Below are 13,376 nucleotides of genomic sequence, written 5' to 3'. Positions count from 1 at the left end.
CATGTGGTGGGGAGTGGCCGCGGCCCTGCTGGCGAACGTCCTGTACAGCACCGGATTCGTCCTGGAGAAACGCGCGCTCGCCGCCCTGCCTGAAGTATCGATCCGGCAGCCCGCCCGGCTGCTGCGGCTGGTGCTCGGCAGCCCGCTGTGGATCGGCGGTTCGCTCTCGCTCGCGGCCGGGTTCGCCGCCCAGCTCGCGGTGTACCGGACGCTGCCGATCGCCGCCGCGCAGGGCATCTTCGTCTCCGGCCTGGTGCTGCTCGTGCTGCTGTCGGCCCGGCTGCTCGGCGAGGAGACGACCGGCCGTGAGCGATACGCGCTGGGCGCGATCCTGCTCGCGCTGCTGATGGTGGTGCTGTCCCTGCGCGAGGGCTCGGACTCCGTCAGCCAGGAGGCGCCCTATCCGCTGATCCTGCTGGTGTGCGTGCCGTCGCTGGCGGCCGGGGTGTGGCTGTACGGCTCCGCCGAGCGCCGCGCCCGCAACCGGCACCGGCGCCCGACGACCGGCGTCGAGTACGGCGTGGCCGTGGGCCTGCTGTACGGCGTCAGCTCGCTGGCCATCAAGGGCGTGTCGAGCCATCTGACGACCAGCGGGATCGGCGGCGCGGTCCTGGATCTGCTGGCCTCCCCTTATCCGTATCTGCTGCTGTTCACCGGTGTGTTCGGACTGGTGATGTCGCAGGCGGCGCTGCAGCGCTGCCGGGCCTCGCTGATCGTGCCGGTGTGCACGACCGTGACCTGCCTGTTCACGGCGGTGCTCGGCACCCTGTCCTTCGGCGAGGCCCTGCCGGACGACCCGCTGCGGCTCGCGCTGCGGGTGGCGGGCACGACCCTGGCCGTCGCCGTACTGCTGACCATGCCCAAACACGACTCCGCTCCCCAAGAGCCCTCCCCAGCCAAGGAGTTGGCATCCCCATGAAGCCCGACGACCCGCTGCTGAAGATCCTGGCGTGCCCGCTCGACAAGGGCCCGCTGCATCTGCTGGCCGAGGAGACCGAGCGGGAGGAGGCGCTGTACAACCCGCGGTTGCGCCGCCGCTATCCGATCCTCGACGGCATTCCGCAACTGCTGCCCTCGTCCGGGGAGCAGGTGCCGGACGAGGAGCACGAGGAACTGCTCAAGAGGATGTCGCCGTGACCAGCCTGGCCGCCCGCCTCGCTCCCCTGCTGCCCACCCGGCTGGTGGCCGCGACGGCCCGGGCGCTGTATCCGCGGTTCGAACCGGAGCTGGCCCGGCTCGCCGAGCTGTGCCCGCCCGGGTGCCGTACGGCGGTGGATGTGGGCGGCTGGTACGGGCCCTGGACGCACCGGCTGTCCGGCCGCGCCGAGCAGGTCGTGACGATCGAGCCGGTGCCCCATCTGGCCCGGCTGCTGGCCGCCGCCGTCCCGTCGAACGTACGGGTGATCCGCGCGGCGGCCTCGGACCGTCCGGGCCTCGCCCGGCTGTGGCTGCCGTCGGACGACTCGGGCGACCGGGGCGTGTCCTCGCTGGTCCGGCGGGACATCCACGGCCGGGCGCTGGACGTCCCCTGTGTCACGCTGGACGATCTGGGGCTGCGCGACGTCGGCTTCATCAAGATCGACGTGGACGGCAACGAGCCGGCGGTGCTGCGCGGGGCGACGGGTCTGCTGGCCCGCGACCGCCCGGCCCTGTTCGTGGAGCTGGAGTCCCGGATCCAGCCGATCGCGCCGGTGGTGACCTATCTGGCCCTGCTGGGCTACGACGGCTGGGTGCTGCCGGGCGACACCTGGGTGCCGCTGGCCGAGTTCCCGCTGGAGGACCACCAGGCCGACGCCTCCTACGTCGTCTCCCACGGCCTGCTCCGCCGCGTCCTGCCCTCGCCGCTGCTCAGGGGCCCGCGCTACGTCAACTCGGTGCTGTTCCTGCCCGACGGCCGCCGCCCCGGCAGGGCCCCGGTGGGCGACGATGGGTCCCATGCCCTCCGGAAAGCGCCCCGCTAGCCCCTTCACCCCGCTCGATTTCCAGCTGGTGCTGCTGCGCCGCATGGCCGACCACAATCCCGGCCTGGTGGAGGACGCCCGGCACGCGCTGGGAGTCTCCCTGGCGGACATGCGCGAGGCGAACAAGCGCTGGCAGGCGATGATCCGCTCCCCGCGCCCGGCCTTGTCCCGCTATCGCTCGGTCCTCGGCGACGCGGAGTCCCGTACGCCCCGGCGCATCGGCGACCTCGACTGCGAGGCGTGGCTGTGGCCCGTCCCGCTCTGGCCCGACCTGCGCTTCGAGGTCCTCACCGCCCCGAACGGCGCCGTGTGGAACGAGTGGCTGGTCCGCGCGCCGGGCGCCGAGGGCCCGGAGCCGCGCACCCTCGACGATCTCGCCCCCTGGTCCTGCACGGTGGACGAAGCGGCCCGTGCCTTCGCCCCGGCCCGTCCCCTGGAGGGTTCGGCACCGACCCGGTGGGGGCTGGCCTTCACGGCGCCGGACGGGGCGGGGGCGCGGTGGGAGGTCGTCGCGGAGTTCACCTGGGGGCTGCTGCAGCGGATGGCGGTCACCGGCCGTCAGGACTGAGAGGGCTCCGGGGCCGCGCTCTTCGCGGGCACGCACCGCCAGGCGAGGACCGCTGCGGTCATATAGGCGAGCGCGCCGATGAACATGCTGGTGCGGATCCCGGTGCCGTAGTCGCCGGCCGAGGCGAGCAGGGAGCCGCCGAGTGCCACGCCGGTGGCGCTGCCGATCTGGCGGGTGGTGTTGAACAGGGCGGAGGCGGCCCCCGAGTAGGCCTCGGGGGCGGCGCCCATCACGGTGGCGGTCGAGCCGGTGAGGGCGAAGGACGTACCGAACCCGGCGGCCATCATCGGCAGCACCAGCAGCCCGTAGGCGGGGTTGGCGCCCGCCGCGGCCCAGCCGGCCAGCCCGAGTGCGGCCAGGAGCATGCCCGAGACCACCAGCGGGCGGTCGCCGGTACGGCGGGACAGCCGGCCCGACAGGACGGAGGCGAACATGGTCATCGCCACCGCCGGGAACAGCGCGAGCCCGGTGCCGAGGGCGCTGTAGCCGCGCTGGTGCTGAAACTCCAGGCTGGCGGTGAACACCATGCCGTAGAAGCCGAAGTTGAACAGCAGGCCGATGACGGCCCCGCCGCTCATGGCGCGCGAGCGCAGCAGGCCCAGCGGCAGCACCGGGGAGCGGGCCAGTCGCTCGCGGAGCGCGAAGGCCGCGGCGGCCAGTACGGCCAGGCCGAGACCGGCGAGCACGGCCGGGTCGGACCAGCCGCGCCGCCCGGCCTCGTTGAGCGCCGCCGTCAGCAGGGCCACCGCCGCGACGACCGCGACCTGGGCCGGCCAGTCCAGGGGCCGGTCGGCGCGCCGGGGCGAGCGGCCGACGTGCTTCAGCGTCAGCGCCAGACAGGCCGCGCCGACCGGCAGGTTGATGAGGAACACCCAGCGCCAGCCGACCGTGGAGACGAGCAGCCCGCCCAGGAGCGGCCCGGCGGAGGCGGCGATGCCCGCCATCGAGCCCCACAGCCCGAAGGCCCGCGCGCGGACGGCCTTCTCCGGATAGGCCTGCTGGAGCAGCGCCAGGGACCCGGGCACGATAAGCGCCGCCCCGAGCCCCTCCACCAGCCGGGCCACCACCAGGAACGGGGCGCTCGGCGCCAGCGCGCAGGCGGCCGAGGACACGGTGAACACCGCGACGCCCGTGCAGAACACCCGCCGGTTGCCCAGCCGGTCCCCGAGGGCTCCGCCGGTCAGCAGGAACCCGGCGAAGACCAGGGTGTATCCGTCGGTGATCCACTGGATACCGGTGAGCGAGGCCGACAGCTCCCGCCCGATCACCGGCACGGCGACGTTGATGACCGTCACGTCCAGGATCACCATGAAGTACCCGGCGCACACCGCCAGCAGCGGTGCCCAGGACCGTCGCTCGGAGGGCATGGCCCTACAAGGTACACCAAAAGCCTCACCGAGGGACGTATGCCCCACGCGTCGTGATCAGCCGGCGGCGGCGAGAACCGCCTCGACCACCCTCGGCACCGACTCCGGGTGCAGCCACAGGAACAGATTCGGCTCGATCAGCTCCAGCTCCATCACGCACGGCTCCCCGTCCGGCCCGGTGACGAGGTCCACGCGCGCGTACAGCAGCTCCTGATCGCCGGACAGGGGCACGGCGGCCAGGGCCCGCTCGGCGACGGCCACTTCGGCGGGGGTCGGCTCCCAGGGCCGGAGGTCGGGGTGGGCGATCTTGTCGGCGTCGTACGGGGTGTCCGGCGCGAGGACGGCGCCCTTGCGGCTGGCGTGCAGCAGACGTCCGCCGTAGAACTGCAGGGCCCGCTCGCCGTGGGTGTCGATGCTGGTCAGATAGGGCTGGAGCATGACGGTGAAGCCCTCGGCGTGCATCCGCTCGACCTGGCGCAGGGCGGCGTCCCGCTCCCCGGCCGGGTAACGGGCGGCGTAGCGGGCACCGGCGCCGGAGGTGGGCTTCACGACGTACTCGTGGTCGTCGGGCAGGTCGACGGGGTCGCCGGGCGCGAAGTAGCGGGTGGGGACGGCCGGCACCCCGGCCTCCGCGAGCAGGCCCAGGTACCGCTTGTCGGCGTTCCACCGCACGATGTCCACCGGGTTGGCGAGCCGCGTCGCCTTCGCGCACCGCTCGGCCCACGCCGTGAACTCCTCGGCCCGCCAGCTGTAGTCCCAGGTGGACCGTATGACGACGAGGTCGAACCCGGCCCAGTCGACGTCGGGGTCGTCCCAGAAGACGACGGTGGTCTCGGCCCCGGCCTCCCGCAGCGCGTCCGCCAGCACGGGCAGGTCCTGGTCCTTGCTCACCTCGCCGGCGGGGTCGTAGGTGACGAGCGCGATGCGCGGGGTCCCGGCCACGGCGACTCCATTCTCGGGCAAACGATCGATTCCGGAGCAGGCTAACAAGGGCCGACGGAACCTCGACACACTGTTTGACCTTCACCTTTGGTGAAGCCCCAGCATCGGTGGCGGAACGAGGAGCGCGACGAGCGCCCTGACGGGCGCGCGGAAGGCGGGGGGCACACATGGACATGCTGACGATCGGCGCGTTCGCGAAGGCCTGCCGGCTCTCGCCGAAGGCACTGCGCCTGTACGACGAGCTGGACCTGCTGCGGCCCGCCCGGGTCGACCCGGACTCGGGATACCGGTACTACGCGGTGGACCAGCTGGAGCAGGCCCGGCTGGTGGCGTGGCTGCGGCGGCTGGGCATGCCGCTGGCGGAGATCCGCCGGGTGGCCCGGCTGTGCGCGCACGACTCGACGGCCGCCGCCCGCGAGATCCGCGCCTACTGGGCGCGGGTCGAGGCGCAGACGGCGGTGCGGCGGGACCTCGCCGCGTTCCTGGTCGATCACCTGACGACGGACTCGCGAGAGCCAGGAGAGGACACCACCATGCTGGAACTGCGTTACTCCGCCCACTCGGACACCGGACGCGTCCGCCCCGCCAACCAGGACACCGCCTACGCGGGCACCCGGCTGCTCGCCGTCGCCGACGGCTTCGGACCGGCGGGCGCGCCCGCGAGCAGCGCCGCCGTGGAGGCCCTGCGCTTCCTGGACACGGACGAGGTCCCGGCCGGCGGAGTCCTCAACCTCCTGGAGGACGCGGTACGGGGCGCGGCCCAGGCCGTCCAGGACGTGGCCGACGGCGCCGACGACATCGGCACGACCCTGACCGCCCTGCTGTGGACGGGCTCACGGCTGGCCCTGGTGCACATCGGCGACTCCCGCGCCTATCTGCTGCGCGACGGGGAGCTGTTCCTCATCACCCACGACCACACCGTCGTCCAGTCGATGATCGACGAGGGACGTCTGACGGCCGAGGAGGCCGTCTCCCATCCGCAGCGCGCCTTCCTTCTGAAGGCGCTGACGGGCGACGGGGCGACGGTGGTCCCGGACCTCCGGCTGCACGACGCCCAGCCGGGCGACCGCTATCTGCTGTGCTCCGACGGCCTGTCGAGTGTCGTCCCCGAGGACCGCGTCCTCGGGCTCCTCACCGCGCGGACCGGCCCGGACGAGACGGTCAGGGCGCTGGTCGATGCGGCGAACCAGTCCGGCGGCCCGGACAACGTGAGCTGTGTGGTGGCGGACGTGGTGGAGCGGGCAGCCGCCTGACCCCGGGCTGTTACTCCTCTTCCCCCGGCTCCCAGTCCAGCAGCCGCACCTTCGCCACCGTGCGGACATGGCGGCGCATGGCCGTGGCCGCCCGGCGGGGTTCCCCGTCGGCGATCGCGTCGAGGATGGCCTGGTGCTGGGAGAGGGAGCGGGAGGGGCGGCCGGGCTGACGGAGCGACTCGGTGCGGCTCTCGGCGATCTGCTCGGCGATGGAGCGCATGAACTCGGCGAGCAGGGCGCTGTGGGCCGCCGCCGTCACGGCCGCGTGGAACAGGCGGTCGCCCTCCACGCCGTGACCGTCCGCCTCGATCTCCTCCGCCATGTGCGCGAGCGCCGAGCGCATCGCCGCGAGGTCGTCGTCCGTGCGCCGCTCGGCGGCCAGTTCGGCGAGCTTCGTCTCCAGCGCCTCCCGGGCCTCCAGGACATCCGGGAGGCGCTTGCGGCGCTCGACCATCCGCTCGACGGGCTCGGTGTCGAGACTGTCCCGCACGAGGTACGTACCGCCCCCGTGCCGGGCCTCCACCAGGCCCTGGACCTCCAGCACCACGATCGCCTGCTTCACCGAGGCCCGGCTGACCCCGAGCCGCTGCGCGAGATCACGCTCGGGCGGCAGCCGGTCGCCGGCGCGCAGCCCGCCCTCGGCGACGTACTGGCGCAGCCGCTCCAGCACCTGTTCGTAGAGGCGCTGTTTCGTCATGGGGCGCAGGGCGTCGGTCACGGAGTCCCCCTCTCGCCGGGAGCGTAGCACCGGCCTGCCCGGTGGCCGAGTGGCTGAACCAATTGTCGCGCGACCCCTTGACGGGCGCCCGGGCCGCACCCACGCTTTCAGCCAACGCGGCACAAGTGGCTGAGCCACTCGTCCATTCTCAGGTACTCCCAACCGCTCCGGGGCCCAACGACGGGAGCCCGTATGTCCCCCGAACTCATCTCGATCCTCGTCCTCGTCGTGGTGTTCGTCATCGCCACCACCCGTTCCGTCAACATGGGCGCGCTCGCCTTCGCCGCGGCCTTCGGGGTCGGCGGGCTCGTCGCCGACCTCGACGCGGACGGCATCTTCGCCGGGTTCCCCGGTGACCTGTTCGTCGTCCTGGTCGGCGTCACGTACCTCTTCGCGATCGCCCGCGCCAACGGCACCACCGACTGGCTGGTGCACGCCGCGGTACGGCTCGTGCGGGGGCGGGTGGCGCTCATCCCCTGGGTGATGTTCGCGCTGACCGGCGCGCTCACGGCGATCGGCGCGGTCAGCCCCGCCGCGGTCGCGATCGTCGCCCCGATCGCCCTGAGCTTCGCCACGCGCTACGGCATCAGCCCGCTCCTGATGGGCGCGATGGTCGTCCACGGCGCCCAGGCCGGCGGCTTCTCCCCGATCAGCATCTACGGCTCGATCGTCAACGGCCTGGTGGCCCGCGAAAACCTCCCGGGCAACGAACTGGTCCTCTTCCTGGCGTCGCTGGCGGCGAATGTGGTCATCGCCGGGGTGGTGTTCGTGGTGTGCGGAGGACTGAAGCTGTGGGCGCAGGGCGCGGTGGACGACGGCGGCAGTCCCGCCCCAGACACCCCCACCCTGAGCCCGGAAGAAACCACCCTCACCCCACCCCGCATAGCCACCCTCACCTCCCTCCTCGCCCTGGTCATAGCCGTCCTGGTCTTCGACCTGGACGCAGGCCTCACCGCCATCACCCTCGCCGTCATCCTGAGCACCGCCTGGCCGGAGGACAGCCGCAAGGCCACCACCCAAATCGCCTGGCCCACCGTCCTCCTCATCTGCGGCGTACTCACCTACGTAGGCGTCCTCGAAGAGATGGGCACCATCACCTGGGCCGGCGAGGGAGTCGGCGGCATCGGCATCCCCCTCCTCGCCGCCCTCCTGCTCTGCTACATCGGCGCCCTGGTCTCCGCCTTCGCCTCCTCCGTGGGAATCATGGGCGCCCTGATCCCCCTGGCCGTCCCCTTCCTGCAACAAGGCGAGATCGGGGCCATCGGCATGGTCGCCGCCCTCGCCGTATCGGCGACCGTCGTGGACGTGAGCCCGTTCTCCACGAACGGCGCCCTGGTCCTGGCCGCCGCGCCGGACGTCGACCGTGAGCGTTTCTTCCGGCAGCTGATGGTGTACGGAGGAGTTGTGGTGGCGGTCGTACCGGCGGCGGCATGGCTGGTGATGGTGGTCCCCGGCTGGGGATGACCGGCCGATGCCCCAAGAACGGACAGACAGGCAACACAGGCAACACAGGCAACACAGGCAAGAAAACTAAGGAGACGGACGCGTGCCCCCTCTCTTCCCGGCCCTGACCGAAGCCCCGGCCGACCGGCCCGCCCTGAGGTTCGGCGAGCGCTCACTGACGTACGGAGAACTCGCCGCCGCGGCCGGCGCCCTCACCGGTCGTATCGGCGAGGCCAGGCGGGTCGCCGTCTGGGCGACGCCCACGATGGAGACCGCCGTCGCGGTCGTCGCCGCCCTGCTGGCCGGCATCCCCGCCGTACCGCTCAACCCCAAGTCGGGCGAGAAGGAACTCGGCCACATCCTGTCCGACAGCGCCCCCGACCTGGTGCTCACGGCCCCGGAGGACCAACTCCCCTCCCCGGTACGGGACCTGCCCCGCCTCGACGTGGACGTAGACATCGACCTACACGGCACCGGCCCCGCCCCCGCTGCCGTCGAGAAGCACGCCGATGACACCGCCCCGGCCCTGATCGTCTACACCTCCGGCACCACCGGCCCGCCCAAGGGCGCCGTCATCCCACGCCGGGCGATCTCCTCGACCCTGGACGCGCTGGCCGACGCCTGGCAGTGGAGCGGGGACGACGTCCTCGTCCACGGACTGCCGCTGTTCCACGTCCACGGCCTGGTCCTGGGCACGCTCGGCCCGCTGCGGCGCGGCGGGTCGGTCCGGCACCTGGGCCGGTTCAGCACCCAGGGCGTGGCCCGCGAGCTGGCCGGCGGGGCGACGATGCTGTTCGGCGTGCCGACGATGTACCACCGGATCGCGGAGGCGGTGACGAGTGACCCGGATCTGGTGAAGGCCCTGACGGGGGCGCGGCTGCTGGTCTCCGGTTCGGCCGCGCTGCCCGTGCACGACCACGGTCGGATCGCGACGGCGACGGGACGGCGGGTGATCGAGCGCTACGGCATGACGGAGACGCTGATGAACACCAGCGTCCGCGCCGACGGCGAGGCCCGCCCGGGCACGGTCGGGGTGCCGCTGCCGGGCGTGGAGCTGCGGCTGGTCGAGGAGGACGGCTCGGAGGTCGGCGCGTACGACGGGGAGACCGTCGGCGAGATCCAGGTGCGCGGCCCGAACCTGTTCACCGAGTACCTCAACCGGCCCGACGCCACCGCCGCCGCCTTCACCTCCGACGGATGGTTCCGCACGGGCGACATGGCGGTGCGCGACCCCGACGGCTATGTGCGGATCGTCGGCCGCAAGGCCACCGACCTGATCAAGAGCGGCGGTTACAAGATCGGGGCCGGTGAGATCGAGAACGCGCTCCTCGAACACCCCGGGGTGCGGGAGGCGGCGGTGACCGGGGAGCCGGACCCCGACCTGGGCGAGCGGATCGTGGCGTGGATCGTGCCCGCCGATCCCCAGTCGCCGCCCGCCCTGGCCGAGTTGGCCGACCATGTGGCCCAGCGCCTCGCACCGCACAAGCGCCCCCGGGTCGTGCACCATCTGAACGCGCTGCCCCGCAACGACATGGGGAAGATCATGAAGCGGGCGCTGACCCATGAGTGACCGGCCGATAAGTGACCAGCCGATGAGTGACCGGCCGCTGAGTGACCAGGCGACCGGCCGCCATTCGGCTCGCGAGATCGTCACCCTCGTCACCGACGACTCCACCTTCGCCGAACTCCCCCTGTCCATAAGGAACCCCAGGCCGGACGGCCCGCTCGCCTGGCCGGGCTACGACGCCTCCCTCGCCCGTGCCGCCGAACGCACGGGCGAGCAGGAGTCCGTGGTCTGCGGCACCGCCCGGATCGGCGGTGCCCGGGCCGTGCTGATCGCGTTCGAGTTCGGCTTCCTCGGCGGCTCCCTGGGACAGCGCACCGGCGACCTGCTGGAGGCGGCGTACACGTACGCCCGTGAACACCGTCTCCCGGTGGTGCCGCTGGTCGCCACCGGCGGCAGCCGGATGCAGGAGGGCATGCTCGCGCTGACCCAGCTCCAGCGGGTGGCCCGGCAGTCGGCGCTCACCCGGGAGGCCGGACTGGCGCAGGTCGCCGTGGTGCGCGACCCGACGACCGGGGGCGGCTGGGCCACCCTCGGCGCGGGCGCGGACGTGGTCCTCGCGCTGCCCGGGGCGCAGGTCGGCTTCGCCGGCTCCCGGGTGCGGCCGGCGGACGCGGACCCGGCGGCGTACACGGCCGAGGCGCAGCTCGCGGCGGGGGCGGTGGACGCGGTCGTACGGCCGGAGGAGCTGCGCGAGGCGCTGGGGCGGTGGCTGCCGCTGCTGACGTCCCCGTCCGGCACGCCCGCCCCGCCACCGGAACCGCTCGGGGGCAGCGGGGGCCTGCCCGGCACCGGCTGGGACGCCGTACGGCGTGCCCGCTCGCCCCGGCGGCCGCGCGCCGCCGCCTATCTGGACGCCTACTTCACCCATCGGGTCGCGATCAGCGGCGACCGCTGCGGCGGCACCGACCCGGACGGCATGCTGTGCGGGTTCGGTGAACATCGGGGCCGTACGGTCGCGTACGCGGCGCAGACCGGGACCGCGACCCGCCCGGCCGGTTATCGCACCGCCGCCCGGCTGATCCGGCTCGCGGACCGGCTCGGCATCCCGGTGCTGACCCTCGTCGACACCCCGGGCGCCGCCAACGACGCGGAGGCGGAGCGGGAGGGCGCGGGTGCGGCGATCGCCGATCTGTTCGTGGCGGTGGCGGGTGCCCGTACGCCGGTGACGTCGCTGGTGATCGGCGAGGGCGGCTCCGGTGGCGCGCTGGCCCTGGCCGCGCCGGGCAACACCTGGGCCACGGCGGACAGTTACTTCTCGGTGATCGCCCCGGAGCTCGCGGCGGCCATTCTCAAGCGTCCGCCGCGCGAGGTGGAGCCGACGGCGGACCAGCTCCGCATCCGGCCGCAGGATCTGGTGGAGCTGGGGGTGATCCGGGGGACGGTGGGTCCGTAGGCGTGGTGGGTCCGTGAGTCCGGTGGATGGCCCACGGAACATCAAGTACCTTCCGTAACAATGGAAATGCTCAGTGCAGTGGGACGACGGGGGTGCCGTGGACGGGTTGGTCGAATTCAGGACCGGTGACGGTGCCGTGGTCGCGGTCGAGGGGACGGAGGAGCGGTCCGGCTCCCGACTGGTCTCCCGAGGCGACGGCACGGTCCAGGCGACCCGTACGTTCGAGGGCGCCCTGGACGGGGTGCGCTCCGCCGCCGAGTCCGCGCTGCGCGTCTTCCGGGACGGCTCGCTGAAGCCGGACGGTGTGGAGATCGAGTTCGGGGTGAAGCTGTCCGCCGAGGCGGGCGCGTTCATCGCCAAGGGGACCGCCGAGGGGCATCTCGTGGTCAAGCTGTCCTGGTCCCCGGCCGCACCGGAGGCCGGTGCTCGGGAGGCCGACGCCGCCTCATGAAGAGCGCCGAGTGGCACGCCCGGATCGAATTACACGGCCAGGTCGCCGGAGCGGGCTTCCTGGTCACCCCCAGCACGGTGCTGACCTGCGCCCATGTCGTGCAGGACGGCGACGGCCCGACGGTGACCTTCACGGAGCTGCCCGGCTCCCCCGCCGTACCCGCCCGGGTCGTCGCGCACGGCGGCTGGAGCGGCTCCAGCACCGACCTCGGTGACCTGGCCGTGCTGGAACTGGACCGGGAGATGCCCATCGCCCCGGCCGCGCTCGCCCCCGTCGACGCCGCGCTCGGCACGAGCCCCCGCAAGCTCGTCGTCTACGGCTTCCCGGCCGGTTTCGACGAGGGCACCCTCGCCGAGTACCGCGTCACCGCACCGCAGTTGATCAAACGGGAGTGGCTCCAGCTGGAGGCCTGGCATCCCGGCGGCCAGGCCCTGGCCCCCGGCTTCAGCGGGGCGGCCGTCACCCTGGCCGACACCGGCGAGGTCGTCGGCATGGTCACGGCGGCGGCCGGCAGCCGGGACGTGCGCAACGGCCGGATGATGCCCACCCAGGTCATGGCCCGCTACTGGCCCGGCCTGGAGAGCCTCGTCCCCACCTCCGACCACGCCAGTGCCGACCGGGCCCGGCTGCGCGGCCTGGTGGAGAAGGCGGCCCGCGCGGGCGTCGACTGCGACCCGGCCCGGCTCTACTCCGCCGCCGCCGACCCCTTCGACCCGCCGCCGCCCGAGGAGGGGTTCGCCTCACTGTGGTCGGCGGCCCTGTTCGTGCTGTGCGAACTCGACGGGCCGGGCGCCGCGCGGACCGTGTCCCGGTTCGCCGACCGGCTCGAAGCCCTGCTGCACACGCCGGTCGTGGAGCCGTCGGCGCCCGACTGGTCGCCGATCCTCGTCGAACTCGGGCACAGCGGAGCGGGCGACGGACTGGTCCGGGTCGAGGTGTCCGCGTACAGCGAGGGGCGACGGCACCCGGTGGACTCCGGCACGGTCGAACAGCACCGGCTGCACGCCTACGTACGGGACCGGATCGAGGCGGCCTTCCGGTATCTGACGCCCGGCGCCGACGAGTTGGTCGCGTTCGCGCTGCCCCGGGACTGGCTGGACTGGCCCGTCGACCTCTGGGAGAGCGCCCCCGACGACACGACGCCGCTCGGCTGCGTCTACCCGCTGGTCGTCACCGACCACGCCCGGCGCAAGGCCAGCACTCGGCATGTCCTGACCCGGGCGTGGAAGCGCCTGGACGCTTTGCCGGGCGCGCGGATGCACCGTGTGGAGTGCGGCGGCCCGGAGGAGCCCGGGCGGCTGCGGATGCGGATGCGGCGGCCCGACGCCTGTCTCGCCGGGTTCGGCACCGCCCCGGCCGCCTCCCGTACCAGGCCGCACTTCGACACCTCGCTCACCGCGCCGGCCCCGGTCATCGTGTGGTCGCGCGACGGCTGCGACTCGGGGCAGGAGGAGTGCGCGGGAGCGGACGGCTGCACCGGCAAGGCCTTCCTCGACGCGCTCGACGCCTGCCTCTCGGCCGTACCGCCCGCCGAACTCCCGCGCCACATCCTGGCCCTGCGCGAGGAGGCCGACGCGGAGGAGGACCACTGGGCGCACGGCATCCAACTGCTCTGGGACGACCCGCGCGTCTTCACCGACCCGCACGCGGTCGCCGCCGCGCACGCGGGGTCACCGGTGTCGCCGGTGTCCTGACCCACCCCACTCGGACACG

At 73.3% G+C, this 13,376-nt stretch carries 13 protein-coding genes; 10 read left to right on the top strand and 3 right to left on the bottom strand.

Going from position 1 to position 13,376, the window contains the following annotated elements; all coding sequences use genetic code 11:
- Nucleotides 1-13: 13 nt before the first annotated feature.
- The 4 genes from KJK29_RS26450 to KJK29_RS26435 are packed head-to-tail and all read left to right on the top strand — an operon-like array spanning nucleotide 14 to nucleotide 2,529.
- Complete coding sequence (locus tag KJK29_RS26450; RefSeq protein ID WP_215124469.1) at nucleotides 14-919, top strand: hypothetical protein; 906 nt, start codon at nucleotides 14-16, stop codon at nucleotides 917-919.
- Nucleotides 916-1,137: a Trm112 family protein gene (locus KJK29_RS26445; RefSeq protein WP_215121625.1), complete on the top strand. Its 222-nt coding sequence runs from the start codon at nucleotides 916-918 to the stop codon at nucleotides 1,135-1,137. Before KJK29_RS26450 ends, KJK29_RS26445 begins: the two co-directional genes overlap by 4 nt.
- Nucleotides 1,134-1,961 (top strand): FkbM family methyltransferase, encoded by an 828-nt coding sequence (locus KJK29_RS26440; RefSeq protein ID WP_215121624.1) that lies wholly within the window; start codon nucleotides 1,134-1,136, stop codon nucleotides 1,959-1,961. Before KJK29_RS26445 ends, KJK29_RS26440 begins: the two co-directional genes overlap by 4 nt.
- Complete coding sequence (locus KJK29_RS26435; RefSeq protein ID WP_215121622.1) at nucleotides 1,927-2,529, top strand: hypothetical protein; 603 nt, start codon at nucleotides 1,927-1,929, stop codon at nucleotides 2,527-2,529. The genes KJK29_RS26440 and KJK29_RS26435 overlap by 35 nt, the downstream gene beginning before the upstream one ends.
- Here the strand turns inward: KJK29_RS26435 and KJK29_RS26430 are convergent.
- Both KJK29_RS26430 and KJK29_RS26425 read right to left on the bottom strand, forming a co-directional pair.
- Nucleotides 2,520-3,896, bottom strand: coding sequence for an MFS transporter (locus KJK29_RS26430; RefSeq protein ID WP_215121621.1), 1,377 nt, complete (start codon nucleotides 3,894-3,896; stop codon nucleotides 2,520-2,522). The two genes, KJK29_RS26435 and KJK29_RS26430, sit on opposite strands and share 10 nt — an antisense overlap.
- A 57-nt stretch (nucleotides 3,897-3,953) precedes the next feature.
- A complete protein-coding gene (locus KJK29_RS26425; protein ID WP_215121620.1) occupies nucleotides 3,954-4,838 on the bottom strand; it encodes an ATP-grasp domain-containing protein in 885 nt (294 codons plus the stop codon).
- A gap of 167 nt (nucleotides 4,839-5,005) precedes the next feature.
- On the opposite strand from KJK29_RS26425, the gene KJK29_RS26420 reads away from it, so the two are divergent.
- Nucleotides 5,006-6,091, top strand: coding sequence for a MerR family transcriptional regulator (locus KJK29_RS26420; protein WP_215121618.1), 1,086 nt, complete (start codon nucleotides 5,006-5,008; stop codon nucleotides 6,089-6,091).
- A 10-nt stretch (nucleotides 6,092-6,101) separates the two neighbouring features.
- Here the strand turns inward: KJK29_RS26420 and KJK29_RS26415 are convergent, their stop codons facing one another.
- On the bottom strand, nucleotides 6,102-6,809 hold the full coding sequence (locus KJK29_RS26415) for a FadR/GntR family transcriptional regulator (RefSeq protein WP_215121617.1): 708 nt from the start codon (nucleotides 6,807-6,809) through the stop codon (nucleotides 6,102-6,104).
- Nucleotides 6,810-7,001: 192 nt separating this feature from the next.
- On the opposite strand from KJK29_RS26415, the gene KJK29_RS26410 reads away from it, so the two are divergent.
- From KJK29_RS26410 to KJK29_RS26390, 5 genes are all read left to right on the top strand, one after another.
- The gene (locus KJK29_RS26410) at nucleotides 7,002-8,273 is read left to right on the top strand and encodes an SLC13 family permease (RefSeq protein WP_215121616.1); all 1,272 of its coding nucleotides are present in this window, start codon (nucleotides 7,002-7,004) and stop codon (nucleotides 8,271-8,273) included.
- 82 nt (nucleotides 8,274-8,355) lie between these two features.
- Nucleotides 8,356-9,822 (top strand): acyl-CoA synthetase, encoded by a 1,467-nt coding sequence (locus tag KJK29_RS26405; protein WP_215121615.1) that lies wholly within the window; start codon nucleotides 8,356-8,358, stop codon nucleotides 9,820-9,822.
- Between the two features lie 22 nt (nucleotides 9,823-9,844).
- Nucleotides 9,845-11,212 carry a carboxyl transferase domain-containing protein gene (locus KJK29_RS26400; protein WP_215121614.1) on the top strand — a complete coding sequence of 456 codons (1,368 nt, stop codon included), beginning with the start codon at nucleotides 9,845-9,847 and terminating at the stop codon, nucleotides 11,210-11,212.
- Between the two features lie 97 nt (nucleotides 11,213-11,309).
- Entirely contained in the window at nucleotides 11,310-11,663 is a 354-nt protein-coding gene (locus KJK29_RS26395; protein WP_215124468.1) for a CU044_2847 family protein, read from the top strand.
- The gene (locus tag KJK29_RS26390; RefSeq protein ID WP_215121612.1) at nucleotides 11,660-13,357 is read left to right on the top strand and encodes a VMAP-C domain-containing protein; all 1,698 of its coding nucleotides are present in this window, start codon (nucleotides 11,660-11,662) and stop codon (nucleotides 13,355-13,357) included. Before KJK29_RS26395 ends, KJK29_RS26390 begins: the two co-directional genes overlap by 4 nt.
- Nucleotides 13,358-13,376: the final 19 nt, after the last annotated feature.

This window comes from Streptomyces koelreuteriae, from assembly GCF_018604545.1.
Classification (GTDB): Bacteria; Actinomycetota; Actinomycetes; order Streptomycetales; family Streptomycetaceae; genus Streptomyces; species Streptomyces koelreuteriae.
Note: the sequence above shows the minus strand (reverse complement) of the source record. Positions and strands in the feature narration are given on the sequence as shown.

Bases quoted from the DNA above. Each gene is read 5' to 3' on its own strand.
- KJK29_RS26445 (WP_215121625.1), top strand. From the start codon at position 916: ATGAAGCCCGACGACCCGCTGCTGAAGATCCTGGCGTGCCCGCTCGAC.
- KJK29_RS26435 (WP_215121622.1), top strand. From the start codon at position 1,927: ATGGGTCCCATGCCCTCCGGAAAGCGCCCCGCTAGCCCCTTCACCCCG.
- KJK29_RS26430 (WP_215121621.1), bottom strand. From the start codon at position 3,896: ATGCCCTCCGAGCGACGGTCCTGGGCACCGCTGCTGGCGGTGTGCGCC.
- KJK29_RS26390 (WP_215121612.1), top strand. From the start codon at position 11,660: ATGAAGAGCGCCGAGTGGCACGCCCGGATCGAATTACACGGCCAGGTC.
- KJK29_RS26400 (WP_215121614.1), top strand. From the start codon at position 9,845: ATGAGTGACCGGCCGCTGAGTGACCAGGCGACCGGCCGCCATTCGGCT.
- KJK29_RS26410 (WP_215121616.1), top strand. From the start codon at position 7,002: ATGTCCCCCGAACTCATCTCGATCCTCGTCCTCGTCGTGGTGTTCGTC.
- KJK29_RS26420 (WP_215121618.1), top strand. From the start codon at position 5,006: ATGGACATGCTGACGATCGGCGCGTTCGCGAAGGCCTGCCGGCTCTCG.